At 71.5% G+C, this 26,162-nt stretch carries 26 protein-coding genes; 7 read left to right on the top strand and 19 right to left on the bottom strand.

Going from position 1 to position 26,162, the window contains the following annotated elements; genetic code table 11:
• Nucleotides 1-29 precede the first annotated feature (29 nt).
• The 3 genes from ABD346_RS13980 to ABD346_RS13970 all read left to right on the top strand — a co-directional run bounded on the left by ABD346_RS13980 (nt 30) and on the right by ABD346_RS13970 (nt 1,794).
• Entirely contained in the window at nt 30-542 is a 513-nt protein-coding gene (locus ABD346_RS13980; protein WP_344374901.1) for an NUDIX domain-containing protein, read from the top strand.
• Between the two features lie 121 nt (nt 543-663).
• Nucleotides 664-975, top strand: a complete 312-nt coding sequence (locus ABD346_RS13975; RefSeq protein WP_344374900.1) for a hypothetical protein — start codon at nt 664-666, stop codon at nt 973-975.
• 84 nt (nt 976-1,059) lie between these two features.
• Nucleotides 1,060-1,794, top strand: coding sequence for an SIR2 family NAD-dependent protein deacylase (locus ABD346_RS13970; RefSeq protein ID WP_344374898.1), 735 nt, complete (start codon nt 1,060-1,062; stop codon nt 1,792-1,794).
• A 289-nt stretch (nt 1,795-2,083) separates the two neighbouring features.
• Here ABD346_RS13970 and ABD346_RS13965 read toward each other — a convergent pair whose 3' ends face one another.
• The 7 genes from ABD346_RS13965 to ABD346_RS13935 all read right to left on the bottom strand — a co-directional run bounded on the left by ABD346_RS13965 (nt 2,084) and on the right by ABD346_RS13935 (nt 10,283).
• Complete coding sequence (locus ABD346_RS13965; protein ID WP_344374897.1) at nt 2,084-2,581, bottom strand: methylated-DNA--[protein]-cysteine S-methyltransferase; 498 nt, start codon at nt 2,579-2,581, stop codon at nt 2,084-2,086.
• Between the two features lie 12 nt (nt 2,582-2,593).
• Nucleotides 2,594-4,063, bottom strand: coding sequence for an AlkA N-terminal domain-containing protein (locus ABD346_RS13960; RefSeq protein WP_344375143.1), 1,470 nt, complete (start codon nt 4,061-4,063; stop codon nt 2,594-2,596).
• Between the two features lie 128 nt (nt 4,064-4,191).
• Nucleotides 4,192-5,049, bottom strand: coding sequence for a geranyl diphosphate 2-C-methyltransferase (locus ABD346_RS13955; protein WP_344374895.1), 858 nt, complete (start codon nt 5,047-5,049; stop codon nt 4,192-4,194).
• Nucleotides 5,050-5,134: 85 nt separating this feature from the next.
• Nucleotides 5,135-6,328 carry a family 2 encapsulin nanocompartment cargo protein terpene cyclase gene (locus tag ABD346_RS13950; protein ID WP_344374893.1) on the bottom strand — a complete coding sequence of 398 codons (1,194 nt, stop codon included), beginning with the start codon at nt 6,326-6,328 and terminating at the stop codon, nt 5,135-5,137.
• 109 nt (nt 6,329-6,437) lie between these two features.
• Nucleotides 6,438-7,856, bottom strand: a complete 1,419-nt coding sequence (locus ABD346_RS13945) for a family 2B encapsulin nanocompartment shell protein (protein WP_344374891.1) — start codon at nt 7,854-7,856, stop codon at nt 6,438-6,440.
• A 389-nt stretch (nt 7,857-8,245) separates the two neighbouring features.
• Complete coding sequence (locus ABD346_RS13940) at nt 8,246-8,773, bottom strand: O-acetyl-ADP-ribose deacetylase (RefSeq protein WP_344374889.1); 528 nt, start codon at nt 8,771-8,773, stop codon at nt 8,246-8,248.
• An 85-nt stretch (nt 8,774-8,858) separates the two neighbouring features.
• On the bottom strand, nt 8,859-10,283 hold the full coding sequence (locus ABD346_RS13935) for a phytoene desaturase family protein (protein ID WP_344374888.1): 1,425 nt from the start codon (nt 10,281-10,283) through the stop codon (nt 8,859-8,861).
• An 80-nt stretch (nt 10,284-10,363) separates the two neighbouring features.
• On the opposite strand from ABD346_RS13935, the gene ABD346_RS13930 reads away from it, so the two are divergent.
• Nucleotides 10,364-11,182, top strand: a complete 819-nt coding sequence (locus ABD346_RS13930; RefSeq protein WP_344374886.1) for a nucleotidyltransferase domain-containing protein — start codon at nt 10,364-10,366, stop codon at nt 11,180-11,182.
• A 230-nt stretch (nt 11,183-11,412) separates the two neighbouring features.
• Here the strand turns inward: ABD346_RS13930 and ABD346_RS13925 are convergent, their stop codons facing one another.
• A complete protein-coding gene (locus ABD346_RS13925) occupies nt 11,413-12,240 on the bottom strand; it encodes an inositol monophosphatase family protein (RefSeq protein ID WP_344374885.1) in 828 nt (275 codons plus the stop codon).
• 201 nt (nt 12,241-12,441) lie between these two features.
• Between ABD346_RS13925 and lplAB the strand changes: the two genes are divergently transcribed.
• A complete protein-coding gene (gene lplAB, locus ABD346_RS13920) occupies nt 12,442-13,497 on the top strand; it encodes a lipoate-protein ligase LplAB (RefSeq protein WP_344374884.1) in 1,056 nt (351 codons plus the stop codon).
• A 42-nt stretch (nt 13,498-13,539) separates the two neighbouring features.
• Here the strand turns inward: lplAB and ABD346_RS13915 are convergent, their stop codons facing one another.
• The 10 genes from ABD346_RS13915 to ABD346_RS13870 form a co-directional block, all read right to left on the bottom strand.
• Nucleotides 13,540-15,057, bottom strand: a complete 1,518-nt coding sequence (locus ABD346_RS13915; RefSeq protein WP_344374883.1) for an NCS1 family nucleobase:cation symporter-1 — start codon at nt 15,055-15,057, stop codon at nt 13,540-13,542.
• A gap of 71 nt (nt 15,058-15,128) precedes the next feature.
• Nucleotides 15,129-16,127 carry a TIGR03842 family LLM class F420-dependent oxidoreductase gene (locus tag ABD346_RS13910; protein ID WP_344374881.1) on the bottom strand — a complete coding sequence of 333 codons (999 nt, stop codon included), beginning with the start codon at nt 16,125-16,127 and terminating at the stop codon, nt 15,129-15,131.
• A 7-nt stretch (nt 16,128-16,134) separates the two neighbouring features.
• The gene (hydA, locus tag ABD346_RS13905; RefSeq protein WP_344374880.1) at nt 16,135-17,538 is read right to left on the bottom strand and encodes a dihydropyrimidinase; all 1,404 of its coding nucleotides are present in this window, start codon (nt 17,536-17,538) and stop codon (nt 16,135-16,137) included.
• A gap of 47 nt (nt 17,539-17,585) precedes the next feature.
• Entirely contained in the window at nt 17,586-18,869 is a 1,284-nt protein-coding gene (locus ABD346_RS13900) for an aspartate aminotransferase family protein (RefSeq protein ID WP_344374878.1), read from the bottom strand.
• On the bottom strand, nt 18,866-19,708 hold the full coding sequence (locus tag ABD346_RS13895; protein ID WP_189963486.1) for a nitrilase-related carbon-nitrogen hydrolase: 843 nt from the start codon (nt 19,706-19,708) through the stop codon (nt 18,866-18,868). Before ABD346_RS13895 ends, ABD346_RS13900 begins: the two co-directional genes overlap by 4 nt.
• A 174-nt stretch (nt 19,709-19,882) precedes the next feature.
• Nucleotides 19,883-20,383 (bottom strand): HAD family hydrolase, encoded by a 501-nt coding sequence (locus ABD346_RS13890; RefSeq protein ID WP_344374876.1) that lies wholly within the window; start codon nt 20,381-20,383, stop codon nt 19,883-19,885.
• Between the two features lie 84 nt (nt 20,384-20,467).
• On the bottom strand, nt 20,468-21,709 hold the full coding sequence (locus tag ABD346_RS13885; RefSeq protein ID WP_344374875.1) for an alginate lyase family protein: 1,242 nt from the start codon (nt 21,707-21,709) through the stop codon (nt 20,468-20,470).
• Between the two features lie 127 nt (nt 21,710-21,836).
• Nucleotides 21,837-22,358 (bottom strand): NUDIX hydrolase, encoded by a 522-nt coding sequence (locus ABD346_RS13880; RefSeq protein WP_344374873.1) that lies wholly within the window; start codon nt 22,356-22,358, stop codon nt 21,837-21,839.
• Nucleotides 22,355-22,615, bottom strand: coding sequence for a helix-turn-helix domain-containing protein (locus ABD346_RS13875; RefSeq protein WP_344374871.1), 261 nt, complete (start codon nt 22,613-22,615; stop codon nt 22,355-22,357). The genes ABD346_RS13880 and ABD346_RS13875 overlap by 4 nt, the downstream gene beginning before the upstream one ends.
• Before the next feature lie 81 nt (nt 22,616-22,696).
• Complete coding sequence (locus ABD346_RS13870; RefSeq protein ID WP_344374870.1) at nt 22,697-23,212, bottom strand: winged helix-turn-helix transcriptional regulator; 516 nt, start codon at nt 23,210-23,212, stop codon at nt 22,697-22,699.
• A gap of 109 nt (nt 23,213-23,321) precedes the next feature.
• On the opposite strand from ABD346_RS13870, the gene ABD346_RS13865 reads away from it, so the two are divergent.
• Both ABD346_RS13865 and map read left to right on the top strand, forming a co-directional pair.
• Nucleotides 23,322-24,491 (top strand): thiolase family protein, encoded by a 1,170-nt coding sequence (locus ABD346_RS13865; protein WP_344374868.1) that lies wholly within the window; start codon nt 23,322-23,324, stop codon nt 24,489-24,491.
• A 57-nt stretch (nt 24,492-24,548) separates the two neighbouring features.
• Nucleotides 24,549-25,316 (top strand): type I methionyl aminopeptidase, encoded by a 768-nt coding sequence (map, locus tag ABD346_RS13860; protein WP_344374867.1) that lies wholly within the window; start codon nt 24,549-24,551, stop codon nt 25,314-25,316.
• 140 nt (nt 25,317-25,456) lie between these two features.
• On the opposite strand, the gene ABD346_RS13855 is transcribed toward map, so the two are convergent.
• A complete protein-coding gene (locus ABD346_RS13855) occupies nt 25,457-26,137 on the bottom strand; it encodes a glycoside hydrolase family 75 protein (RefSeq protein ID WP_344374865.1) in 681 nt (226 codons plus the stop codon).
• Nucleotides 26,138-26,162: the final 25 nt, after the last annotated feature.

Raw genomic sequence — 26,162 nt, 5'->3', positions numbered from 1 at the left:
CCCTGACCAGGCCCCCTACCCTTCACCTCATGACGACCGACAACGCCACAGCCGCCGACAACGACTACGCCGCCTACATCGCCGGACTCCCCCGCGTACTCTCCGGAGCCGCCGCGCTGTTCCTGGACGCCGAGAACCGGGTGCTGCTCGTCGAGCCCAACTACCGCGAAGGCTGGGCGCTGCCCGGCGGCACCGTGGAGTCCGACACCGACGAGACCCCGCGCGGGGCGGCCCGCCGCGAGACCCTCGAAGAGATCGGCCTCGACGTGCGATTGGGCCGCCTGCTCGCGGTGGACTGGGCGCACGGCAAGGCGCGCCCGCCGATCGTGGCGTACGTCTACGACGGCGGGGTGCTCGACGAGGACCGCCTGCAGGCGATCCGGCTCCAGGAGGAGGAACTCCTCTCCTGGCGCCTGGTCCCCCGCGAAGACCTCCTCGCCCACCTGCCCGGCGCCCTGGGCCACCGCGTACTGGCCGCGCTGGACGTCCTGTTGGAGGGGCGCGGGACGGTGGAGCTGGAGAACGGCCACCGCGTGGTGTGAGCGGCCTTCCGCTCCCGGAGGGGGCGCCGCGGGATCCCCTGAAGCCCCCTCCCGGACCTCCGAACGTCCAAACCTCCGAAACTCCGAACCTCCGGAACGATGCAAGGACCGCACCGCGCCCATGACCACCCCTGTCCCCGCGGACGACGACGGCGGCCTCCTCCGCGTGCTCATCGCCGTCCCCCTCACCCTGCTCACCCTCATAGCGGCGTACTTCTGCTGGACGGCCCTGACCATCCGCCCGTCCGGCACGTGGGACGACAGCGCGTACGCCGCGATCGTGCTGTCGTGTGTGTTCACGATCGGCGCGGCCGCCGGATCGGCAGCGATGTGGCTCGCCCCGTCGGTGCGGCGGGCGGTGCCATGGTGGTGGGCGTGCCCGGTTGTGGTGCTGGGGTTGGTCGGCGCGGTGCGGTGGGGGGTGGGCGGGTAGGTGGCCCCAGCGGGGCCCCGCGCCCGGAAGGGGCGTGCCGAAATCCGTTCGCTCCCTTCCCCGGAGCCCCCCTACGCTCCCGGCATGAGCAAGCCACTCGTCGCGATTCTGTCCGGTGCCGGCCTCTCCACCGATTCGGGGATCCCCGACTACCGCGGGCCGAACGGTCTGTGGCGGCGCGATCCCGACGCCGAGAAGCTGGTGACGTACGACTTCTACATGGCCGATCCGGAGATCCGGCGCCGGTCCTGGCTGATGCGCCGGGACAGCCCCGCCGTCCAGGCCGAGCCGAACGCCGCGCACCGGGCGGTCGCCGAGTTCGAGAAGTCCGGCGTGCCGGTTCGGGTGATCACTCAGAACATCGACGGGCTGCAGCAGCGCGCGGGTTTCCCGGAGCGCAAGGTCCTCGAACTCCACGGCACCGCGCGGGCGGTGAACTGCACCCGCTGCCACGCACGGTCCTCGATGGACGAGGCGCTGGCGCGGGTGGCGGCGGGCGAGGCGGATCCGCCGTGTACGGTGTGCGGGGGCATCCTCAAGGCGGCGACCGTCATGTTCGGCGAGCGGCTCGACCCCGAGGTGCTCGCCCAGGCGATGACGATCGCCAAGGCGTGCCAGGTCTTCATCGCGGTCGGCACGACGCTCCAGGTCCAGCCGGCCGCCTCCCTCGCGGGGATCGCGGCGGACGGAGGCGCCCGGCTGATCATCGTGAACGCCGATCCGACCCCGTACGACGCGCTGGCCGACGAGATCGTACGCGAGCCGATCGGCACCGCACTGCCCCAACTCCTGCGGGGGCTCGGTCAGTTGTCCCTGTGAAGGAGGAACGGGGGCGGGGGTGACCAGCGCCTCGCACACAACTACCCGACGTCAGCGCTCCCCGTGGATCCGCCACCGGTGCACCCGCGAGGACACTCGGCGTCTCCCTCCCCGATCCGGCGCAGTAGCTCCTCCACCGCGGAGCGGGTGATCGCGGGCGTGCTCGAAGACATGGCCGACCTCCGTTCGGAGTCCGCGCGTCGACGCGGAGTGATCACATTCTCGGCCGCCCCGACCGCCCACAGCGATTACCTCCCGGGTAATCGACAGGGCGTTCCCTCACCTCGCCCTAGAAGAGCGCGTCCTCCCCCTCACCCCGCTCGAAGGCCAGCAGCCGCTGCTTGCGGTCGAGTCCGCCGCCGTAGCCGGTCAGGCTGCCGTTCGCGCCGATCACCCGGTGGCAGGGGACGATGATGCCTACCGGGTTCTTGCCGTTGGCGAGGCCCACCGCGCGCGACGCGTTCGGGTTGCCGAGGGCTTCGGCCAGCTCGCCGTAGGAGCGGGTCTCGCCGTACGGGATCTGCTGGAGCTGGTGCCAGACGCGCTGCTGGAACGGGGTGCCCTGGAGGTTCAAGTCCAGCTTGAACTCGGTCAGTTCGGCGGCGAAGTACGCCGCCAGTTGGCGGATGACTTCCGGGAACGGGCCGTCCTCGTCCCGCTCGCCGAAGGTCTCCTGCGGGGGCCGGTGGCGCTGGCCTTCCATGTAGAGGTGGCTGAGGACGCCGTCCGTGGCGACCAGGGTGAGCGGGCCGTAGGGACTGTCGATGACGGTGTGGGTGGTGTGCACGGCTGAACTCCCTCAGGCGGGAAGGTGGTTGATGGCATGGGCTTCCGTCGCCCAGAGGTACTGGACGGCGTAGGACCGCCAGGGTCGCCAGGCGGCGGCGCGCGCAGTGAGGGCGGCGGGGGTGGAGGGCAGGCCCAGGTTCTGGGCGGCGCGGCGCATGCCGAGGTCGGTGGGCAGGAAGGCGTCCGGGTCGCCGAGGGCCCGCATCGCGATCGCCTCGACGGTCCAGGGCCCGAAGCCTGGCAGCTCCATGAGCTGGGCCCTGGCCAGGTCCCAGTCGCTGTCGATGCCGAGTTTGAGGGTGCCGTCGGCGAGCGCGGCCACCAGCGTGGTGAGGGTGGTGCGGCGGCTGCGCGGCAGGGCCAGCGTCTCCGGGTCGATCTCCGCCAGCCGGGCCGGCGTCGGGAAGAGGTGGGTGAGACCGCCCGCCGGGTCGTCGACGGCCTGGCCGTGGGCGACGACGAGACGCGCCGCGTGGGTGCGGGCGGCGGCCGTCGATACCTGCTGGCCGAGCACCGCCCGCACCGCGAATTCCGCGGCGTCGACCGTACGCGGCACCCGGCGCCCCGGCGCCTTGTCGACCAGCGGCGCGAGCAGCGGATCGGTGCGCAGGCGGTCGTCCACGGCGACGGGGTCGGCGTCCAGGTCGAGCATCCAGCGGCAGCGGCTGATGGCGATGGTGAGGTCGCGCAGGTCGGTGAGGTGCAGCACGCATCCGATGTGCTCGGGCTGCGGGGTGAGCTCCGCGATGCCGTGCCCGTACGGCAGGGACAGCGTGCGGCGGAACGAGCCGTCGCGCCACTCCTCGACGCCGGGCACGCCCGTCGCGGCGAGGTGGCCGAAGAGGTTGTCCGGGGTGAGCGGGGCGCGGAAGGGCAGCCTCAGGGTGATCGCGCCCGGTGTCTGGCGGGCGATGCCTCGCGCGGCGCGGGCCCGCAGCTCGGTCGGGGCCAGCGCGAACACCTCGCGGACGGTGTCGTTGAAGGTGCGGATCGAGGAGAACCCGGCGGCGAAGGCGACCTCGGCCATCGGCAGCGGGGTCGTCTCGATGAGCAGCCGCGCGGTCTGGGCGCGCTGGGCGCGGGCCAGGGCGAGGGGGCCCGCGCCGAGCTCGGCGAGCAGCTGGCGCTCGATCTGGCGGGCGCTGTAGCCGAGCCGGGCCGCGAGCCCGGGGACGCCTTCGCGGTCCACGACTCCGTCCCGGATGAGGCGCATGGCGCGGGCGACGGTGTCGGCGCGGGCGTTCCACTCCGGCGAGCCGGGCGTGGTGTCGGGGCGGCACCGCTTGCAGGCCCGGAATCCGGCCTGCTGGCAGGCGGCCGCGCTGGGGTAGAAGGTCATGTTCTCGACCTTCGGCGGCACGACCGGGCAGCTGGGCCGACAGTAGATGCGGGTGGTCAGGACGGCGGTGAAGAACCAGCCGTCGAAGCGCGCGTCCTTGGACTGGACGGCGCGTACGCAGCGCTCGGTGTCGGTGTGCATCGGGGCGGGAGCGACGGTGGGCATGTGTCAAGCATCGGGCACGGCCCCCCGCCCCGGCTGGCGAAAATCCGACATCGACCTCGCGGGGCCAGGGGCGGGGGAAGCCCCCGGTCGCCCGCGCCGCTGGATCAGATGCGGTCGGCGGCGATCAGCAGGTAGTGGAAGCTGCCCTCGCGGTACGCCGTCAGGAAGGGGTCCTCTACGCCGGTGGCCAGGGAGGACTGGGCACGCAGCTCCCAGTACGGGATTGCGTCGGCGGTGAGGTCGACGACGTTGATCGGAACGAGACCGTTGGCGGCCATCGCCTTGAAGTAGGCGCTGCGGGGGTGGATGTTGCAGGTGTAGTGCTCGTCGATGCGGCTGACCGCCTTGGAGCGGCCGCCGGTGACGTCGTTGTAGCAGCCCGTGATGACGACGTAGCGGCCGCCGAAGGCCAGCTGGCGGGCGTGCTCGGAGAAGAGCTCGAAGAGATCCACGTACATGGTGGACTCGTTGTTCCAGATCCCCTGGAAGGCGCCGGTCGGGAAGCCCGTGTCGAGCATGTTGCCGAAGTGGTAGCGCACCTTGCCGTCCACGCCTCGCTTGCGGGCCTGGCCGTTGGCGAAGTCGACCTGGGACTGGGAGATGGAGACGCCGTCGACCTGGCAGCCGAAGCGCGCGTTGGCCATGATGCTGCTGCCGCCCCGGCCGCATCCGGCGTCCAGGAGGCGCTGGCCGGGGGCGACGGGGCCGAGGTGGTCGAGGAGGACGTCGGCCTGCGCCGACTCCAGGCGGTGCAGCTCCTCGACGATGCGAGCGTCGCGGGTCTCCTGCGGGCCCTCCAGGACGGAGGGGTCGTACTCGCCGAGCCCGTAGTGGTGGTGGTAGAGGCCGTCGACATCGCCCAGGCGCAGGTTGACCGGGTCCTGCTCGTTGTTCCAGTACTCCGCGACGGCCTTCTGGTAGGCGGTGCGCAGCACGCCGGCGGGGGCTGGGGTGGTGGTCATGGAGGCTCCTTACTTGGGTGCGGTCGTACCGCGGGGGGACAAGAGTCGGGTGGCCGCGGAGGGTGGCGACGAGGTGGAGGGGGGCTCAGGCGTCGTTGTAGCGGAGGCTGCCGCTGTGCCATTCGCGGTTGCCGCCGAGCCAGGCCCACACCCCCGCGAGGAAGTGGCGCAGCTGGGGCGATCCGGTGACGGCGAGGGCCGCGGCCTCCGTCTCGTAGGTGCGCACCAGCTCGTCGTGGATCTCCACGCTCCGCTCCACCGCCTCGCCCGGCGAGCACCGCTCTTCCTCGGCGATCACGGTCGGCAGGTTGAACTCCACGCCCGAGGACTGGTGTTCCTTGGTCATCGAGTACAGGTCGTTGACGAGCGTGCCGGCCGTGCCCGCCATCGTCACGGCGCGGCGGACCCGGGGATCGGCGTACTCGGAGGCCGTCAGCGGATGGCCGCTCACCACATCGACCAGGGCGATGCACGGCAGGAAGCTGTTGATCTGACGGTGCGCCAGATATTCGCGGACGGTGGGCATGTGGCCCCGGGAGCGCCAGGAACCCTCCTGTCCGTAGCCGACGAACAGGACGGCGACCTCGTGCCGGAGCCGGGCCAGCTGGGCGGAGTCGGCATATCCGGCCAGGTGGTGGAGCGCCGAGCGCAGGGCGACCCGTACGGGGTCGGCGCCCAGGTCCGCTTCCCACCCGGACGCGTAACGGGCCGGGAGGTGGGCGGGGTCGAGGGCCGCGTGGGCGAGACCGAGCTGCGAGCCGAGGAGTTCGGTCCGGGACCCCATGGTCTCGTCGTCGCAGTAGTAGTCGTCCGTGGCCCACTCCGCCAGCGCGCACCGGGCGGCGGCGAGGAGCCGGTCCGGGTCGTCGGTGTCGGGGTGGGCCAGCATCATGAGCCGTCCGAAGTCCGCCGCGCGTACGCGGTCGAGCCGTCCGGCATAGAGGCCGGCCTCTTCGGCCCAGCTCACCAGGCGGTCGTTCACCTCCTGGCCGAGCGCCGGGTCGTCCCGCATCGCGGGCGGGCAGTACAGCTCGGGGACTCCGGTGGCGCGCGCTTCCGCGCTGCCGGCGGCCGCCTTCTTCGCGGCGATGCGGGCGGCGGACGTGCCGAGACCGGTCGGCCCCGTGGGCAGGGGTGTCGCGGTGCCCGCCGGGCGCGGGGCGGTTGCGGGCAGCACCTTCGGAGCGGCGTGTTCCTGGCGATGGCCGAGGAGCCCGGCCACGAGCCGCGCCGTGTGGTGGCGGGCCGTGGGCGCGGTCATCCGGGACAGCTGTGACACGGGTTCTGCTCTCCGTTCGCGCTGGTCGACGTCTTCGTCAGGGCGGCTGCGCCTTCCCGGTACGGGCTGACGCTGCATCAGGGCGGCCTGTCGTCAGGACGGCCTGTCGTCAGGACGGGCTGTGGAAGACCTCGACGCTTTCGAGGACACCCAGCGCGTCGGGCACGAGGACCGCGGCCGAGTAGTACGTGCTGACCAGGTAGGAGATCAGGGCCTGGTCGTTGATGCCCATGAACCGCACGTTGAGGCCCGGCTCGTACTCGTCGGGGATACCGGTCTGGCGCAGGCCGACCACCCCTTCCTCGGCCTCGCCCAGGCGCATCGCGAGGATGGCGGAGGTTCCCTCGTCGGAGACGGGGATCTTGCCGCAGGGCAGGATCGGCACGCCCCGCCAGGCGGGAACGGCGTGGCCGCCCACATCGGCACTGTCGAACGAGAGGCCCCGCTTGTTGCATTCGCGGGCGAACGCGGAGATGGCGCGGGGATGCGCGAAGAACGCCTTGGTGCCGCGCCGCATGCTGAGCAGCTCGTCCATGTCGTCCGGGGTGGGCGGGCCGGAGTGGGTGGAGATGCGCTGGCTGTGGTCGGCGTTGTGCAGCAGCCCGAACTCGGGGTTGTTGACGAGCTCCGACTCCTGCCGCTCCCGCAGCGCCTCGATGGTCAGCCGCAGTTGCTGCTCGACCTGGTCCATCGGGTCGTTGTACAGGTCGGCGACCCGGCTGTGCACCCGCAGGATCGTCTGGGCCACGCTCAACTCGTATTCGCGGGGCGTCAGTTCGTAGTCGACGAAGGTTCCCGGAAGGACCGGCTCGCCGGTGTGGCCGGAGGCGAGGGCTATGTTCGCCTCGCCCTTCTTGTTCTGCGGCCTTGCCTTCTCGTCCTGGCGCCGACGGACGTGGTCCCGCAACTGCTCGTTCCGCCCGGCCACTTCCTCGTACGCGGCCCGGGGCAGGGCCAGCACCGTGCACGCCGTCATCGCGCGTGCCGTGAACTCCCACTCCCCCGGCTCCTCGGCGACCGCCTGGCCGCCGAAGAACCCGCCGTCGGACAGCACGCCGCGCCGGGTCGCCTCGCCGTACGGTCCGGTGCCGGCCTTCTCCACCTTGCCGTGCACGACCAGATAGACGTGGTCGACGGCCCCGCCCTGTTCGGCGATCACCTGGCCGGGACCGTACTGCTGCTGCCGGCACCGGTCGGCGAGCGCGCGCAGCGCCTCGTCGTCGTCGAAGCCGCGAAGGAGCGGCAGTTCGCCCAGCTCAGCGGGGACGACCCGGACCGCGGTTCCCTCCTGGACGAAGGTGACCCGGCCGTCGCCGACCTCGTACACCAGGCGCCGGTTGACGCGGTACGCGCCGCCCTTCACCTCCACCCAGGGCAGCATGCGCAGCAGCCACCGGGAGCTGACGCCCTGCATCTGCGGGACGGTCTTGGTGGTGGTCGCCAGGTTCCGCGCGGCGGCGATCCCCAGGCTGAGCTGTGCCCGGCCCGTCGGCTGCTCGGGCTGTTGCCGGTACGCAGCGGTCGACATCCTGGTCCCTTCCGTCGGGGCGCATGCGCCAAAGAAGGAGCCCACGGATTCACCCGATCGGGTGGCGAGAGGCTCCTGCCGGGCAAGTGAACCAGCGGGTAATGATGTTGGTCGAAACGAGTGACGACATGTCGACGCATTTCCGCCAGCGGGGCGGCAGGGCTTCTGCGGCCCACCTCGGCGCCCTGCCACCGGAGCGCAGCGATCAACTCGACCGGGATACAACGACATACGGTGCTTTGATCAAGCCGGTTCGTGGGGGCGTGACAGCGGCGGGCTCACAAGAACCCGGTGGGCGAGGTGGCCGATATCGCGCGGTCGGGCTCAGCTCCCTGAGCGGATCCGGTCACATCGGAAGTCGGCGCGGCGGCTCTGCCGAGCTCGGCCTCTCAGCCGCCCAGGACCTGCGCAAACGCCTGGTACGCCGTCTCGTCGAACAGCACGAAACGGATCTCGCGCAGCGGAGCGCCACCGTGCTCGCGGGCCACGCGGATCGCGATCTCGGCCCCGTTGCCGATCGGCCAGCCGTAGATGCCCGTCGAGATCGCCGGGAAGGCGATGGTCTCGGCGCCCAGCTCTTTCGCGAGCGCGAGGGACTGCTCGTAGCAGGAGGCGAGCAGCGCGCTCCGGTCCTCGGTCTTCGACCAGACCGGGCCCACGGTGTGGATCACATGGCCGGCGTGCAGTCGCCCGGCCGTGGTGGCGACCGCCTGCCCGGTCGCCAGGCCTTTGCCGTACCGCGAGGCCCGGAGCTTGCGGCAGTCGTCCAGGATGGCGGGGCCGCCGCGCCGGTGGATCGCGCCGTCAACCCCGCCGCCGCCGAGGAGTGAGGAGTTGGCTGCGTTGACGATGACGTCCACGGTCTGCTCGGTGATGTCACCGCGTACGAGGACGATCTCGGCCCGGGTCGATGTCATCGCTGGTCGGCCTTCCGCAGGGTTCGGTACACGGGCGGCGGCGTGCGGTGGCCACGCATCAGCACGGCCGCCGCCCCAGCCATTGTCATCGCTGGTCGGCCTTCCGCAGCGCTCGCCATACCGCCTTCGCCGCATTGTGGCCCGACATGCCGTGCACCCCCGGGCCCGGCCACGCCGCCGACGAGCACAGGAACACCGACGGGTGGCGGGTCGCGTACGGGAACAGGGAGATCTTCGGGCGGAGCAGCAGCTGGATGCCGCGGGCCGCGCCGCAGGCGATGTCGCCGCCCACGTAGTTGGCGTTGCGCTCGGCGAGTTGGGGCGGGCCCGCGGTCGCGCGGGCGAGGATCCGGTCGCGGAAGCCGGGGGCGAACCGCTCGATCTGCCGCTCGATGGCGTCCGTGAAGTCGCCCTCCCACCCGTTGGGGACGTGCCCGTACGCCCAGAACACGTGCTTGCCCTCGGGCGCGCGGGACGGGTCGACGAGGCTGGGCTGGGCCGTGATCAGGAAGGGGGTGTCGGGAGCCGTGCCGCCGGAGGCCTGGGTCAGGGCGGTGGCGATGTCGCGGCTGGAGGGGCCGATCTGGACGGTCCCGGCGCGCCGGGGCTCCTGCGCCGTCCAGGGCACGGGCCCGTCCAGGGCGTAATCGATCTTGAAGACGGCGGCGCCGTACTTGTAGCCGTCGTACGCGCGGCCCAGGCCGGCGATCCGGGCGAGCGCGGTGGGCGAGGTGTCGAAGAGGTAGGTGCGGGCCGGCGGCAGATCGTCGAGCCGCTTGACCTCGAACCCGGTGTGGACGGCGCCGCCCAGCTCACGCAGGTACGCGGTGAGGGCGTCGGAGATCGACTGGGAGCCGCCGCGCGGCAGCGGCCAGCCGTTCTCGTGCGCGGCCAGCGCGAAGAGCATCCCGACGCCGCCCGTGGCCAGACCGTCGAGCGGGGCGATGACATGGGCGACGAGCCCGGCCATCAGGGCCCGCGCCCGGTCGTCCCGGAAGCGCCGCATCAGCCAGCTGTACGGCGGCAGGCCCACCGTCCCGAACCGGGCGAGGCCGATCGGGTCGCGCGGCAGCGCGGTCAGCGGCAGCGACATGAAGTCCCGTGCCAGGACATCCCACTTGCCGAGGTAGGGGGCGAGCAGGCGGCGGTACGTGCCGGCGTCGCGCGGTCCGAAGGAGGCCGCGGTCTCGGAGACCGAGCGGGACAGGACGGCGGCCGTGCCGTCGTCGAAGGGGTGCGCCATCGGCAGCTCGGGGTGCAGCCATTGCAGGCCGTACCGGTCGAGCGGCATGTTCCGGAAGGCGGGCGAGCCGATGCCCAGGGGGTGGACCGCGGAACACGGGTCGTGGCGGAAGCCGGGGAGGGTGAGCTCCTCGGTCCTGGCGCCGCCTCCCACGGTGTCCTTGGCCTCGAAGACCTCAACGCGCAAGCCTCTTCTGGCCAGTTCGACCGCAGCGGTCAGCCCGTTGGGTCCCGCCCCCACGACGACGGCATCGAGCATCGACGGCACCTCGGACTCCTCACGCCACGGCCAGGACCCCCAGGATATTCCGGTGCACCGACAATCCCGCCCGGGGTAGCGTCCGGCCGGTGAACTCGCACGCGGACACCGCCTTCAGCCACCGTATTTCCGCAGTCGCCGAGCGGCTCACCGAGGTGCCCGGGGTGCGGGCCGTCGCCCTCGGCGGCAGCCGCGCCCGCGGTACGCACCGGCCGGACTCCGACTGGGACCTGGGCCTCTATTACCGCGGTGACCTGGACGTTTCCGCCCTAGCCCGGCTGGCCGAAGAGACCACGGGCGCCCGGGTGGAGGTGGCCGGGCCCGGCGGCTGGGGGCCCTGGGTGAACGGCGGGGCCTGGCTGACGCTCGACGGCGTCGCGGTCGACTGGATCCTGCGCGACCTCGACCGTGTGGAGCGCGTCTGGGCGGACTGCCGGGAGGGCCGGTACGAGGTCGGCGTGCAGCCCGGCCACCCGCTCGGCTTCTGGTCGCCCACGTACCCCGGCGAGGTCGCCCTCGGTCGCGTACTGGCCGACCCCCAGAGCGAGTTGACGGACCTTCAGAGGGCGGTACGGGACTATCCGGAGCCGTTGCGGGAGGCACTGGTCGCGGCGTCCTGGGAGGCGGAGTTCTCGGTGACGGTCGCCCGCAAGTCGGCCGGGTCGGGCGACCCACTGCACGTCTCGCTCTGCCTGTCCCGAGCGGTCGGCATCCTGGCCCAGTCGTTGCACGCCCACCACCGGAGCTGGCTCCTGAACGAAAAGGGAGCGCTGGCCTCGGCGGCGGCCCTTCCGGCGGCCCCGCGGGACTTCGCCGAGCGCGCGACAGCGGCACTGACCGGCCTCGACACCGGGGCAGTGGAGCTGGCGGCGACGCTGGTGAGCGAGGTACGAGCGGCACTGTCCTGACCGCCCCGCGGCTCCGCCCCGGACCCCGTCGGCGCCTCAAGGGCGCTCGTCCTCAAACTCCCCCAAGGTCGTAAGGGCCACGGGCCCCATGACAGGCCGGGGATGCCTGCACGGGCACCCCGCCCAGGACGGTCCTGTTCAGGGGCGCGGGGAACTGCGCGACCAGCCCGGCACGGCCCGCAGCCGAGAGCCGCCGGGCAGGGGGCGGGCCCCCGGAAGGCCCGGGCGGCTCACTCCCCCGCCAGCAGCCCCCGCATCCGCTCCGCCGTAGCGGCATCCCGGGCCGCGGTGAAGGGAAGCGCGTTCCCCCCAGCGATCCGGAACGGCTCACCCGCGATCGTGGTCTGGGCGCCGCCCGCCTCGGCGACCAGGAGCAGACCCGCCGCGTGGTCCCACGCGTACTCCCACGAGAAGGCGAGCGCGTCGAGCTCGCCGCGGGCTATCGCCAGGTATTCGAGACCGGCCGAGCCGCACGGACGCGGCTGGACTCCCTCGGTGCGCAGGCCGAGGAGGGCCCGCTTCTGCTCGGGCGTCGTGTAGTCCGGGTGGGACGTGGCGACCTCGAGAATCGCGCCGGGGTCGGGTGAACCGGCGTGCAGCGGCTCGCCGTTGAGGGTGGCGCCCCGGCCCCGTATCGCCACGGCCATCTCGTCGAGAGCCGGCGCGTACGTCCAGGACGCGAGCAGCTCGCCCCGGTGGGCGAGGGCGACCAGCGTGCAGAATCCGGCTTCGCCGCGGACGAACTGGCGGGTGCCGTCCACCGGGTCGACGATCCACACCGGCGCGTCGCCGCGCAGCGCGTCGTACACCGCCGGGTCCGCGTGCACGGCCTCCTCGCCGACCACGACGGAGCCCGGAAGTATCGCGGTGAGGGACGCGGTCAGATGCTCCTCCGCGAGCCGGTCTGCCACGGTCACCAGGTCGTGCGGGCCGTTCTTCTCGACGATCTCGTGCGCGGCGAGCTGCCGGAAGCGCGGCATGATCTCGGCGGCGGCCGCCTTGCGGACCGCCTCTTCCACCGCTGCCATGTCACCTGCGAGAAAACCTTCGTCGATCATGCGTCCAGCAAAGCACGCGCCACTGACAATCAGCGAGCCCCGTCCGAACCCCCGGCCAACACCACACGGCTTCGACGTGAACGCCCCAGCCTTGATCGAGCCCGGGTCCTGCTCCCTGTCCGCCCCTGTGAGGCCACCCGCCCCGGAATACCCCCCACCCGATTACCGTTGAGCCCGCTCGGAGCAGATGGAGGCAAATCGGTGCACGGTGAATACAAGGTTCCCGGCGGCAAGCTCGTCGTGGTGGACCTCGACAGCCGCGACGGGGTCCTGCGGGACGTGACGGTCGCGGGGGACTTCTTTCTCGAACCCGACGAGGCGATCCTGGCGATCAACGGGGCCCTGGAAGGCGCGCCCGCCGACACCGACGCGGCCGGGCTCGCGGCGCGGATCGACGCGGCCCTGCCGCCCGGCACCACCATGTACGGGCTGACCTCGGAGGGCGTGGCGGTCGCCGTGCGCCGGGCGCTCGCCCACGCCACCGACTGGAACGACTACGACTGGCAGCTGATCCACGAGGCCCCGCAGTCGCCCGCGCTGCACATGGCACTCGACGAGGTCATCACCGCCGAGGTCGCCGCCGGGCGCCGGCCGCCCACCCTGCGGGTGTGGGAGTGGGGCGCGCCCGCCGTGGTCATCGGCAGCTTCCAGTCGCTGCGCAACGAGGTCGACCCGGAGGGCGCCGAGCGCCACGGCATCACGGTCGTGCGCCGGATTTCCGGTGGGGGCGCCATGTTCATCGAGCCCGGGAACACGATCACGTACTCCCTTTCCGTGCCCGACGCCCTCGTGCAGGGCCTGTCCTTCGCGGACAGCTACGCCTATCTAGACGACTGGGTCCTGGGCGCGCTCGGCGACATGGGCGTCAAGGCCTGGTACCAGCCGCTCAATGACATCGCGACCGAGGCCGGCAAGATCGCGGGCGCGGCGCAGAAGCGGATGGTCGCGGACGACGGCGCGGTGCTGCACCACGTGACGATGGCGTACGACATCGACGCGGACAAGATGCTGGACGTGCTGCGCATCGGCAAGGAGAAGCTGTCCGACAAGGGCACCAAGAGCGCGAAGAAGCGCGTCGACCCGCTGCGGCGGCAGACCGGGCTGCCGCGCGAGGCCGTCATCGAGCGGATGATCGCTTCGTTCCGTTCCCGGTACGGTCTGTCCGAGGGCAAGGTCACCGACGAGGAGATGGCCCGGGCCCGCGAGCTGGCGGCGAGCAAGTTCAGCAGCGAGGAATGGACGGCGCGCGTGCCGTAACCCTGCCGGGCGGTCCGAGGCCCGGCGGCGGGCGGTCGACGGCTACGCGCCCGGCTGGGAGCCGGGCCCCGAGGACTGACGGCGCGTCCCCGCCGACAGCACGACGTACAGCAGCAGCGCCGAGCCGAGACCCACCGCCCAGCCGTAGTCCGCGAGCGGTTTCAGGAACGGGATCAGGCCGTCCGTGGGGAACGGGCCCGCCTTGGCGCCCTTGTCGTCGAGCGTGGAGTACGAGCCGCCGATCGCGAGCAGCCCGCCGGCCAGGAACGCGGCCACCGCCCGCCAGTTCCAGCCGCCCGTGTACCAGTAGCGGCCGCCCGGCCGGTACAGGTCGGCCACGTCAAGGACCGTGCGGCGCACCACCCAGTAGTCGGCGATCAGGATCCCGGCGACCGTGCCGAGCAGCCCGCCCACCACGCCGAGCCAGGTGAAGATGTACAGCTCGGGCGTCGACGTCAGCTTCCAGGGGAAGATCAGCACGCCGACCACGCCCGTAATGAGCGCTCCCCGGCGGAAGTTGATGTGTTTGGGGGCGAGATTCGCCAGGTCGTACGCCGGAGACACCACATTTGCCGCGATATTCACTGAAATCGTCGCTACCAGGACCGTCAGCAGCGCGAACAGCAGGCCGAAGACGTTGTCCGTCTTGGCCACCAGGTCGACCGGGCTCCAGATCGGCACCCCGTACACCGCCTGCGAGCCGGAGGTGACCAGGACCGACAGGAGTGCGAACGCTGTCATGGTGGTGGGCAGACCGAGCGTCTGGCCCCAGACCTGGGCCCGCTGGCCCTTGCCGAAGCGGGTGAAGTCCGGGATGTTCAGCGAAAGCGTCGCCCAGAAGCCGATCATGCCCATGAGGGACGGGAAGAAGACGGGCCAGAAGCCGGGCCCCCAGCCGTGCTTGGAGGGCTGGTCGAGGAGCGGGCCGAAGCCGCCCGCCTTGTGCGCGATCCAGACCAGCAGGACCAGCGCGCCGACGATCACAAACGGCGCCGCCCAGTTCTCGAAGCGGCGCAGGGTCTCCATCCCCCGGTGGATGATGGCGAGTTCGAGCGCCCAGAAGAGAACGAAGCAGAGCCACAAGGTCCAGGGCCGGCCGCCGATCGACGCCACGTCCGCCCAGCCGCCGAAGATCTTGCCGAGCAGTACGAAGATGCCCTGGCCGCCGATCCAGGTCTGGATGCCGAACCAGCAGCAGGCGACGGCGGCCCGGATCATCGCGGGAAGGTTGGCGCCGCGCAGCCCGAAGGACGCGCGGGCAAGAATGGGAAACGGGATCCCGTACTTGGGCCCCGCGTGCCCGGTCAGGAGCATCGGCACCAGGACGATCAGGTTGGCCAGGGCGATGGTGAAGACCGCCTGCTTCCAGTCCATGCCGAGCGCGACCAGACCGGAAGCAAGCGTCCAGGAGGGGATGTTGTGGGCCATGCCGACCCACAGGGCGGCGAAGTTGTACGTCGTCCAGGTGCGCCCCTCGGGCGGTACCGGCCGCAGGTCCTCGTTGGCGAACCGGCCCTCCTGGGGGCCGGCCGTGGCGGGTATGGCGGTGGTGTCGGTCATGGGCAGGCCATTCGTTCGGGGAGGGCGGTGAGGGGCGAACGGGCCGTGCGGGGGAGGAAGTTGGCGGTACGTCAGCGCAGGGCGGGGATGACGTGCCGGCCGTACGCGTCGATGGCTGCCTCGCGGGCGTCGTGCATGGCGTACAGGGCGAACTGGTCGACGCCCAGCTCCCGCAGCGCCTTCAGCTTCTCGATGTGGGCCTGGGGCGGGCCGAGCAGGCAGAAGCGGTCGACGATCTCGTCGGGTACGAAGGCGGTGTCCGGGTTGCCGGTACGGCCGTGGTGGCTGTAGTCGTAGCCCTGGCGCGCCTTGATGTACTCGGTGAGCGCTTCGGGGACGAGGCCGGAGTGTTCGCCGTAGCGGGACACGAGGTCGGCGACGTGGTTGCCGACCATGCCGCCGAACCAGCGGCACTGCTCGCGGGCGTGCGGCAGGTCGTCGCCGACGTAGGCGGGTGCGGCGACGCAGATCGTGATGGAGGCGGGGTCGCGGCCCGCGTCGGCGGCGGCCTTGCGGACCGCCTTCACCATCCACTCGGTGAGGAACGGGTCGGCGAGCTGGAGGATGAAGCCGTCGGCCTTCTCCCCCGCGAGCGCGAGCGCCTTGGGGCCGTACGCCGCCATCCAGACGGGCAGCTTGCCGTTCTTCACCCAGGGCAGCCTCAGGCGCTGCCCGTCGACGTCGGCCTCACGGCCCTCGGCGAGATCGCGGATGACGTCCATCGCCTCGCCGAGCCGGGCCAGCGTGTTGGGCTTGCGGCCCGCCACGCGCATGGCCGAGTCGCCGCGCCCGATGCCGCAGACCGTGCGGTTGCCGTACATGTCGTTCAGGGTGGCGAAGGTGGAGGCGGTGACCTCCCAGGTGCGGGTGCCGGGGTTGGTGACCATCGGGCCGACGGTCATTTTCGTGGTGTGTTCCAGGATGCGGCTGTAGATCACGAAGGGCTCCTGCCAGAGCACCGCCGAGTCGAAGGTCCAGCCGTAGCGGAAGCCGTTGCGTTCCGCGCGCCGCATCAGGCCGACGACGGCCGAGGCGGGCGGATCGGTCTGCAGGACGAGTCCGAAGTCCATGGTGCTCCTAGCCGAGGTACTGACAGGTGGCGCGCGGTACGTAGCAGCCGTGTCCGGCCCGTCCGGTGAACTGCCGGTCGTGGATGACGGGTTCGCCCCGCGAGAGGACCGTCTCGACGCGGCCGGTGACCCGCCTGCCCTCGTACGCCGAGTAGTCCACGTTCATGTGGTGCGTCTCGGCGGAGATGACCTGCTCGGCGTGCGGATCGTAGATGACGACGTCGGCGTCGGTGCCCGGCGCGATGGTGCCCTTCTGCGGGTAGAGGCCGAACATCCGGGCCGGGGACGCACAGGCGATCTCGATCCAGCGGCGGCGCGAGATGTGCCCGTCGAGGACCGCCTGGTGCAGCAGGTCCATCCGGTTCTCGACGCCGGGCAGCCCGTTGGGGATCTTGGAGAAGTCGCCCCGGCCGAGCTCCTTCTGTCCCGTGAAGCAGAACGGGCAGTGGTCGGTGGACACCACCTGGAGGTCGTTGGTGCGCAGGCCCCGCCACAGCGCGGCCTGGTGTTCCTTGGGGCGCAAGGGAGTTGAGCAGACGTACTTGGCACCCTCGAAGTCCGGCTCGGCGAGGTTGTCGGTGGACAGGAAGAGGTACTGCGGGCAGGTCTCGCCGAAGACGGGGAGCCCCTTGTCGCGGGCGCCGGCCAGTTCGGCGAGCGCCTCCTCGGCCGACACGTGCACGACGTAGAGCGGAGCGCCCGCGACCCGGGCGAGCTGGATCGCGCGGTGGGTGGCCTCGGCCTCGAGGAGGGCCTTGCGGACCTCGCCGTGGTAGCGGGGGTCGGTCTCGCCGCGCGCGAGGGCCTGTTCGACCAGGACGTCGATGGCGATGCCGTTCTCGGCGTGCATCATGATCAGCCCGCCGTTGGCGGCGGAGCGCTGCATCGCGCGCAGGATCTGCCCGTCGTCGCTGTAGAAGACGCCCGGGTACGCCATGAACAGCTTGAAGGAGGTGATGCCCTCCGCGACCAGCAGGTCCATCTCCTTGAGCGACGACTCGTCGACGTCGGAGAGGATCATGTGGAAGCCGTAGTCGATGGCGCACTGGCCGTCCGCCTTGGCGTACCAGGCGTCGAGCCCGGCCCGCAGGGCCTGGCCCCGCGACTGCACCGCGAAGTCGACGATGGTGGTGGTGCCGCCCCAGGCGGCGGCGCGGGTGCCGGTCTCGAAGGTGTCGGAGGCGAAGGTGCCGCCGAAGGGCAGTTCCATGTGGGTGTGGGCGTCGACGCCGCCCGGGATCACATACTTGCCGGTGGCGTCGAGGGTGCGGTCCGCGGTCCATCCCTGGGCCACGGCCGAGCCGTGTGCCGCTATGGCGGCGATCCGGCCGTCCTCGATCAGTACATCGGCGTGCGTCTCGTCGGCGGCGGTGATGACCAGACCGCCGCGGATGAGGGTGCGGGTACTCATGGGTGGAGCTCCCTTTCGTACACGTACAAGTGCTTGAGTTACGTGAACTACACGGTGCGCAGGGCGCGTTCGAGGATCGCGGCGCCCTCCTCGGCCTCCGCGACGGTGAGCGTGAGGGGTGGTGCGATGCGCAGCACGCTGGTGTCGTGGCCGCCGCCCTTGCCGATGAGGAGGCCGCCTTCGCGGGCGGCTTCGAGGACGGCTGCGGCGGCTTCGGGGTCGGCCTCGTCGGTGCCGGGCCTGACCAGTTCGATGCCGGCCATCAGGCCCCGGCCGCGTACCTCGCGGACGACGGGGAGCTGGGCGCCGATCGCGCGCAGCCGCTCGATGAGCAGGCCGCCGACCCGGCGGGCGTTGCCCTGGAGGTCGTGTTCGAGGAGGTAGGTGAGGTTGGCGAGGCCGGCCGCCATGGTGACCGGGGAGCCGCCGAAGGTCGAAATGGAGTTGGAGTCAAGGCAGTTCATGACCTCGGCGCGGGCGACGACGCCTCCGATGGACATGCCGTTGCCGATGCCCTTGGCGAAGGTGAGCAGGTCGGGCGGGCCGCTCTGCGCGTGTGCCTGCCAGCCCCAGAAGTGGTCGCCGGTGCGGCCCCAGCCGGTCTGCACCTCGTCGGTGATCCACAGGATGCCGTGCCGGTCGAGGACCTCGCGGAACGCGGCGTACAGGCCGTCGGGCGGCGAGGTGAAGCCGCCGACACCCTGGATGGGTTCGGCGATCAGCGCGGCCACGTTACGGGTGTGGCCGAGCAGGTCTTCGAGGTCGGCGACGCAGGCCTCGATGAACTGGCTGTCGCTGAGGTGCGCGTACGGGCCTCGGGCGCGGACGCCTCCGTGCACGTACAGCGTCTGGAGCGGCGAGAGGCTGGTCGGGGACCAGGCGTGGTTGCCGGTGATGCCCACCGCGCTGAACGAGCGGCCGTGGTAGCTGTTGCGCATCGCGAGGATCTGGTTGGAATTGCGGTACGCGGTCGCGAGCAGCAGCGCGGTGTCGTTGGCCTCGGTGCCGGAGGTGGTGAAGAAGACCCGGGCGTCGGGGATGCCGGACAACTGGGCGATGCGCTCGGCGAGTTCGACCATCTGCCGGTTGAGGTAGAGGGTCGAGGTGTGGATGATCCGGCCGGCCTGCTCGGCGACGGCCTTGGTGACCTCGGGCAGGGCGTGCGCGGTCATCGTGGTGAGGATGCCGCCGAAGAAGTCGAGGTACTTGTTCCCGTCGGCGTCCCAGACGTGCCGGCCCTCGCCGTGGGTGATCTCGACGGGCTGCTTGTAGTAGAGCGCGAGCCAGTCCGGCAGGACGGCGCGGTGGCGGTCGTGGAGGCGGCGGGTCACGGCTTCACCAGGCCTTCGTAGGCGTCGGGGCGGCGGTCGCGGTAGAACGCCCACTGCTGGCGCACTTCCTCGATGAGACCGAAGTCGAGGTCCCTGACCAGGAGTTCCTCCTCCTTGTCGCTGGCGACCTCGCCGACGAACTGCCCACGCGGGTCGACGAAGTAACTCGTCCCGTAGAAGTCGTTGTCGCCGTACTCCTCGCGGCCGACCCGGTTGATCGCGGCGATGAAGTACTCGTTGGCGACGGCCGAGGCGGGCTGCTCCAGCTGCCACAGGTACGCGGAGAGGCCGCGTGAGGTGGCCGACGGGTTGTAGACCAACTGCGCGCCGTTCAGGCCGAGTTGGCGCCAGCCCTCCGGGAAGTGGCGGTCGTAGCAGATGTATACGCCGACCTTGCCGACAGCCGTGTCGAAGACCGGCCAGCCGAGGTTGCCCGGTTTGAAGTAGTACTTCTCCCAGAAGCCCTTGACCTGGGGGATGTGGTGCTTGCGGTACTTGCCGAGGTAGCTGCCGTCGGCGTCGATGACGGCGGCGGTGTTGTAGTAGAAGCCCTCGCCCTCGATCTCGAACACCGGGACGACGATGACCATCCCGGTCTCGCGGGCGAGTTCCTTCATCCGGGTGACGGTCGGGCCGTCCGGGACGGGTTCGGCCCAGCGGTAGTGCTCGGCCTCCTGCACCTGGCAGAAGTAGGGGGCGTTGAAGACCTCCTGAAAACCGATGATCTTCGCACCCTGCCGGGCTGCCTCGCGGGCGTGTTCCTCATGTTTGGCGATCATGGAATCGGTGTCGCCGGTCCAGGTCGCCTGAACCAGTGCGGCGCGCACGACATTGGCCATGAGCTGCTCCTTCGACGGGTCGTCAGCCAGCCAAATCCACACGCGTAGATCCGTGTGTGGATGAGACCGTAAGGCGCGTCACGCACCGTGGCAAGACCATCGCAGTTACGGCGAGGCTAATTGCGGCGCCACAGGTCAACCCCGGGTGGACGGATCCACGGACCTGACGCCGCGTCACCTAGGCCGGGGCTCGGCGGCCGGGAGGCGGCGCCAGTTGCCGCGCCGGGCGTGCCGCAGCAGGACCGGGTCGTCGCCGACCACCACGGGGTGGCCGACCTCGGCGAGCAGCGGCAGGTCCGCGGCCTCGTCCGCGTACGCGTAGCAGCGGGCGGCCAGGATGGCGTGTTCGCGCAGCAGGGCGCGCGCCGCGTACCCCTTGCCCTGGCCGATCATGGGGGCTCGCGGGCGGGAGCAGAGCACGGCGTCGGGGGCGAGGTGCTGGACGACCGGTTCGAGTGCGGCGGCGCTCGCGGGCGAGACGAGCACGACGAGGTGGCCGAGTGCCGCGTGGCCGTGCAGCGCCGCGAGGACCGGGGGGTGCCACAGCCGGCCGAGCGGCCCGGTGGCACCGGCCAGGTCCGGCGCGGCGAGCAGGGTGCCCTCCACGTCGAAGAAGGCGGCGGCGGTGGGCCGCTGCGGGCGGTCGTCGGGCCGGAGGCGGCGGGTCGTGTCCATTGCTACGGACCATGCCCAGCCCACCGCTCGGCTCAATCCCCATTCTTCAACGTTCTGTTGAACTCGTCCGGAAACCTGCCCGTCCTACCCGGCCGTTCCCGGATTCAGCGCGTGGGTCAGCGTCTCCCAGGCGACGAAGAGGTCGTCGGTGCCGCCGGGGCGCTGCTGTTCGGCGAGTTTCCGCGTCTCGGGCAGCGTCAGGTGCAGCCGGTTCTGGAGGTGGTTGAGCAGGACCTCGACGTCCGGGCCCATGGTCCGCTGGACCTTGCCGCCGCACAACCAGTCCGGGGCCTCGGCGCCCAGCTGGTAGCGGGCGTGGAACTCCAGGGCCTCCTTCAGCCGTCGGGCCGTCGGCCCGTACAGGTCGACGCCCTGCTGCCAGGCGGTCTCGGCGATGTGGCCGGAGGCGGCGAGGGCGTACCCGATGTGCATGAAGTTGCGGCAGGTCTCCTGGCCGAGCCCGTCCTTGTACGTGCGCTGGCCGAACCAGTACGTCGCGAGCCGGTCCGGGGTGTTCATCGAGCCACCGGGCGGCGGCCTGGGCAGCTTGCCGTCCGAGGCGAGGTAGAAGTAGGCGGGGAGCCGCGCCCGGTAGCGGTCCAGGGCTTCCCTGAAGACCTTGTCGTCCTCGACGAACACGGCGATGCCTACGGCCGCGTCCGTCATCGCGAGTTCCCAGTTCCCGTTGTAATCGGGGACTTTGGCGGTCACGGCGGGCAGATACGCCTGGCGCAGCATCCGCTTGAAGCGCTGCACGGCCGGGCCCTGCCACTGCGGATAGCCCGCGTGCACGATGTCGGCGGCGCGTGCCCAGGTCGAGCCCGCCCAGGCGGTCTGGAGATCGGCGTTGCCCTCGGTGTGCTGCTTGATCACCTCGGCCCAGCCGTCCATGATCTCGACGGCCTTCCTGGCGTGCGCCTCGTTGCCGTTGACGGTCCACAGCAGCGCCTGGGTGTACGCGGCGATGGCGTCCTCGCGTTCGTCGAGACAGGCGGGCGGCCCCGCGTCCGGCGGGCACGGGACGACCTCGGCGGGGTGCGGGGTGTAGGCGAGCGAGCCGTAACGACTGGTCCGCATCTGCTCGTACGCCGAGCTCCACGGCTCCTGGCCGGCCCGCACCTTCGCCCGCATCGTGTCGAGCTGGCTCCTGCCGACTACGACGCCGGGGTGATGGAAGACCGGCGCCGCGGGGTTCGCGTGGCCCGCGGCGGAGGCGGAAGAGACGTGCGGGCCGGGCGCACAGGAGGCGAGCAGCGCGAGCGCGGCGAACGCGGCCACCAGCACGGGACGGCGGCGGCGCCGAGGGGACTGCGACGGATTGGCCACGCTCCAACGGTCGCCCCGGGCACCCATCCGCGCAGGATCTGTTGCGCCGAACAGGCAGCGCCGAGGCCCCTCTCCAGGACGCGGCGACCCGTCCGTGCGAGGTGCGGCCGGCTGTCTCCGCGTGGGTTCAGCCTCGGCCGGCGATGTCCGGCCGGCCCCGGACCGGGACGTGTCCCAGGTCGGCGGGGCGATCGCCGGGCGACCAGCCGTCGAGGAGGTCGTGCAGCCGGGGAGGCCAGATCTGCTCGTCCGTGTCGCGCAGTTCCCGGGGGGTCCACCAGCGCACGTCGAGGATGCCGTCCGCGAGGTGATCGGCCGCGACGTCGGGACCGAGCTCGCGGCGGGGTCCGGGGGCGTCGGCGAGGTAGATGTGTTCGTGCTGGCGGACGGGGATTCCGGCGCGGGTGAAGTCGTGGGTCCAGGTGCACAGCAGCGGGCCCGGTTCCAGATCGGTCCAGCCGGTCTCCTCGCGCAGCTCGCGGCGGGCGCCTTCGCGCGGGGACTCCCCCGGGTCGAGGCCGCCGCCGGGCATCGCCCAGTGGGGGCCGACCTCTTCGTTGTCGTACCGCAGGAGGAACACCGCGCCCAGCGGGTCCCGGACGACGGTACGGGCCGCCTGCCTCGGCGTGCGGGGCTTCGGCGGGTTCACGCGGCCACCGCGGGCGGCATCTCGCAGTCGCTCACGATGTCGTCCATGGACAGGCCGAGGACCGAGGCCAGGGCGGCCACCGTGAAGAACGCGGGGGTCGGGGCGCGGCCCGTCTCGATCTTGCGGAGGGTCTCGGCGGAGAGGCCCGCCGCGGCCGCGATCTCCGTCATGCTGCGCTCGCCCCGCGCCGAGCGGAGCAACCGGCCGAGCCGTTCACCGCGTTGCCGCTCTGCGGGGGTCAGGGGGGTGCGGACCATTCTGGGATTCTAGGCGCTCGCGTGCCGGTGCGGTGAGTCGTCCGCGGGCCGGGGTGACTGGGCTGTCACAGCCCCGCCCCCTCAAGGGCGCTCGTCGTCGGGCCCCTGCTCCGACCAGCCCGGTACCTCGAACCGGACGGTCATGTCCCTGCGGTGGACCTCTTCGCCGCAGTCCCGGCACGTCACCGCGGGCTCCAGGTCCGCGCCGCACTTGTGGCGCCACACCGTCGGCGGGACCTCGGCGAGGTGGCGGTCGCCCCAGTTCATGAGCATCAGGAGGACCGGGCGGAGCTCCTGGCCCGCCGGGGTCGCGCGGTACTCGTAGCGGGCCGGGCGCTCGCTGTAGAGGGTGCGCTCCAGGACACCGGCGTCCACGAGGGTGCGCAGCCGGGTGGTGAGGATGTCGCGGGGGGCGCCGGTGTTCTTGGCGATCGAGTCGAAGCGGTGCACACCGAAGAAGACCTCGCGCAACACGAGCAGGGAGTACTTCTCGCCGACCACCGAGAGCGCGTCGGCGATCGAGCAGGGCCGGGGGTTCTTGCCCCGCGCGGTACGCGACGGCTCGGGCTTCTGCTGGGGCTGCTCGGACACGTTCATGGGGCCACGGTAATCGAGCCGGACCCAGTCCGTTGGATTTTCCTACTCACGGAGTTACAGTGAGTCCAGTTTTCCAACCTACTCACGAGTAGAGCCGAGGGAGCGCATCATGCGTGACGCCGTGATCGTGGAAGCCGTACGCACACCGATCGGCAAGGAAAAGCCGGGCGGGGCCCTGTCGGGGACCCATCCGGTCGAGCTGCTCGCCCACACCCTGCGCACCCTGGTGGAGCGCAGCGGCATCGACCCGGCGCTCGTCGACGACGTCATCGGCGGCACCGTCGACCAGGTCGGCGAGCAGGCCATGAACACCACCCGGTACGCCTGGCTGTCGGCCGGGTTCCCGGACTCCGTGCCCGCGACGACGGTCGACCGGCAGTGCGGGTCCTCCCAGCAGGCGGTGCACTTCGCCGCCCAGGGCGTGATCTCCGGCGCCTACGACCTGGTCGTGGCCTGTGGCGTCGAGTCGATGAGCCGGGTGCCGATGTGGTCCAACGTGCCCGCCGGGAAGGACCCGTTCGGGCCGGGGGTGGCCGCGCGCTTCCCCGACGGGCTCGTCCCGCAGGGGATCAGCGCCGAGCTCATCGCCGCCAAGTGGTCGATCGGGCGGGAACAGATGGACGAGTTCGCCACCGCCTCGCACCAGAAGGCCGCGCACGCCTGGGAGAGCGGCCTGTTCGCGGCGGAGACCGCGCCGATCGCGGGCCTCACACGGGACGAGTCCGTACGCCCGGCCACCACCCCCGAGATCCTCGCCGGGCTCAAGCCGTCCTTCGTGGACCCGGCCTTCGCCGAGCGCTTCCCCCAGATCGACTGGTCGGTGACGGCCGGCAACAGCAGCCCGACCAACGACGGGGCGTCGGCCGTCCTGATCACCTCCAGCGAGACGGCCGCCCGGCTCGGGCTGCGCCCGGTCGCCCGGCTGCACAGCTTCGCCGTGACCGGCTCCGACCCGGTCCTCATGCTGACCGGCGTCGTCCCGGCGACGGAGAAGGTGCTCCGCAGGGCGGGGCTCGGCCTCGGCGACATCGACCTGTTCGAGGTCAACGAGGCGTTCGCCAGCGTGGTCCTGGCCTGGCAGCAGGAGACCGGCGCCGACCCGGCGAAGGTGAACGTGCACGGCGGCGCGATCGCGCTCGGCCACCCGCTCGGCGCGAGCGGCACCCGTCTGATGACCACGCTGGTGCACGCGATGCGGGAGCGCGGGGCGCGCTATGCGCTCCAGACCATGTGCGAGGCGGGCGGCCTTGCCAACGCGACGATCCTGGAAGCGATTTGAGGTGACCCGCAGGGGCCCGCGCACTCACCCCATTCAAATACCGGTATAGTAATTGGAATGGTGAAGATCAAGAGTAACGCTCAGATGGATGCGATGCGCGAGGCCGGCCGCGTGGTGGGCCAGGCCCTGGCGGCGGCGCGGGAGGCGGCCGACGTCGGCGTCAGCCTCACCGAACTCGACGCCGCCGCGCGGGAGATCCTGTTCAAGGCGGGCGCCACGTCGCCGTTCCTCGACTATCACCCCGAGTTCGCGCCGGTCCCCTTCCCGGCCACGGCGTGCATCTCCGTCAACGACGCGATCGTGCACGGCATCCCGGACGGCTACCGGCTGCGCGACGGCGACCTGGTGAGCGTCGACTTCGGGGCGCTTCTGGACGGCTGGGCCGGGGATTCGGCGATCAGCTTCACCGTCGGCCGGGCCCGGCCCGAGGACGTACGGCTCGTCGAGACGGCGTTCCGGGCGCTGGACGCGGGAATCGCGGCGGCGGTCGTCGGCAACCGCATCGGCGACATCGCGCACGCGATCGGAACGGTCTGCCGGGGCGCGGGTTACGGCATCCCGGACGGGTTCGGCGGGCACGGCATCGGCCGCCACATGCACGAGGACCCGGCCGTGCCCAACGAGGGGCGGGCCGGGCGGGGCATGGTGCTGCGGCACGGGATGGTGCTGGCGATCGAGCCGATGCTGATCGCCGACGGGAGCGATGCGTACTATCCGGCGGCCGACGGGTGGACTCTGCGCAGCCTGAGCGGGGCTCGGGCCGCCCATGCCGAGCACACGGTCGCCGTCACCGATGCGGGGCCTCGCATCCTCACCCTGCCCTAGCGGGCGGGCTCTTCGCTTCCGCGTGCTGTTGGTCGGGGGCGGGCCGGGTGTGGCCCGTCGCGCCCACGCGGCGGAGCCGCACATCGATACAGGACCGCGCCCCTTGAGGGCACAGAGCCGCGCCCGGCCCAAAGGCTGGGCTAGTTGTTGGCCAGGAACTGCTGGGTCAGGTCGTGGCCCAGGCTTCTTGCCGCGCTGTGGCTTTCGATCGGCTTCGACTGGGAGTTCTTGAACAGGATGTACGTGACGCCGGAGTCCGCGCCGCCCGTCTTCGGGTTGGGGTCCATGCCGAGCGCCTTGGCCGTGGCGTACGACGCCTCGCCGATGGTGTTGCTCGGGCCCGTGTCGCCCACGACGGCGTACTCGACCTTGTTGCGGTAGATGACGGCGACGACACCGCCGCCCTTGATGCCGGCCGAGGCGTAGTTCCAGATCGAGCCGGCGCTCGGCACCACCACGTACGACAGCTTCTCCGCGCTGAGCGGCAGGCCGTTCGACTGGTGGAAGCGGGTGTCGGACTGGAACCAGGGGTCCGTGTCCTTGTTGCAGGCCGGGGTGATCTGGCCGTCGCAGTCGATGCCCAGTCCGGCCTTCCAGAACACGGCGCCGTCCATGCCGCAGACCGGCACGTCGGCCGCGGCCGAGGGGTCCTGCCTGTATTTGCCGCGGGAAATCTGGGAACAGGTCTCCACCTTGGCGAGGAGTTCGGCCGCTCCGGTCGGGCCTTCGGCCGCCGAGGCAGGCGCGGTGACGGGGAACGTTGCCGCGGCGAGCAGGGCGGCGCCGGATGCCGCGGCGAGGGCGAGCCTTCTGGTACGCACCCGGGAACCCTTCTGTCAGAAACGT

The sequence above is a fragment of the Streptomyces mauvecolor genome, assembly GCF_039532965.1.
In the GTDB taxonomy this organism is placed as follows: Bacteria; Actinomycetota; Actinomycetes; order Streptomycetales; family Streptomycetaceae; genus Streptomyces; species Streptomyces violascens.
This window is presented reverse-complemented; position numbering and strand designations above follow the sequence as displayed.

Coding starts and splice junctions, on each gene's coding strand:
- ABD346_RS13975 (WP_344374900.1), top strand. CDS start 664: ATGACCACCCCTGTCCCCGCGGACGACGACGGCGGCCTCCTCCGCGTG.
- ABD346_RS13910 (WP_344374881.1), bottom strand. CDS start 16,127: ATGGACTTCGGACTCGTCCTGCAGACCGATCCGCCCGCCTCGGCCGTC.
- hydA (WP_344374880.1), bottom strand. CDS start 17,538: ATGAGTACCCGCACCCTCATCCGCGGCGGTCTGGTCATCACCGCCGCC.
- ABD346_RS13895 (WP_189963486.1), bottom strand. CDS start 19,708: ATGGCCAATGTCGTGCGCGCCGCACTGGTTCAGGCGACCTGGACCGGC.
- ABD346_RS13915 (WP_344374883.1), bottom strand. CDS start 15,057: ATGACCGACACCACCGCCATACCCGCCACGGCCGGCCCCCAGGAGGGC.
- ABD346_RS13870 (WP_344374870.1), bottom strand. CDS start 23,212: ATGAACGTGTCCGAGCAGCCCCAGCAGAAGCCCGAGCCGTCGCGTACC.
- ABD346_RS13960 (WP_344375143.1), bottom strand. CDS start 4,063: ATGCACACCGACACCGAGCGCTGCGTACGCGCCGTCCAGTCCAAGGAC.
- ABD346_RS13925 (WP_344374885.1), bottom strand. CDS start 12,240: ATGATCGACGAAGGTTTTCTCGCAGGTGACATGGCAGCGGTGGAAGAG.
- ABD346_RS13940 (WP_344374889.1), bottom strand. CDS start 8,773: ATGACATCGACCCGGGCCGAGATCGTCCTCGTACGCGGTGACATCACC.
- ABD346_RS13945 (WP_344374891.1), bottom strand. CDS start 7,856: ATGTCGACCGCTGCGTACCGGCAACAGCCCGAGCAGCCGACGGGCCGG.
- ABD346_RS13890 (WP_344374876.1), bottom strand. CDS start 20,383: ATGGACACGACCCGCCGCCTCCGGCCCGACGACCGCCCGCAGCGGCCC.
- ABD346_RS13865 (WP_344374868.1), top strand. CDS start 23,322: ATGCGTGACGCCGTGATCGTGGAAGCCGTACGCACACCGATCGGCAAG.
- map (WP_344374867.1), top strand. CDS start 24,549: ATGGTGAAGATCAAGAGTAACGCTCAGATGGATGCGATGCGCGAGGCC.
- ABD346_RS13955 (WP_344374895.1), bottom strand. CDS start 5,049: ATGACCACCACCCCAGCCCCCGCCGGCGTGCTGCGCACCGCCTACCAG.
- ABD346_RS13970 (WP_344374898.1), top strand. CDS start 1,060: ATGAGCAAGCCACTCGTCGCGATTCTGTCCGGTGCCGGCCTCTCCACC.
- ABD346_RS13875 (WP_344374871.1), bottom strand. CDS start 22,615: ATGGTCCGCACCCCCCTGACCCCCGCAGAGCGGCAACGCGGTGAACGG.
- ABD346_RS13980 (WP_344374901.1), top strand. CDS start 30: ATGACGACCGACAACGCCACAGCCGCCGACAACGACTACGCCGCCTAC.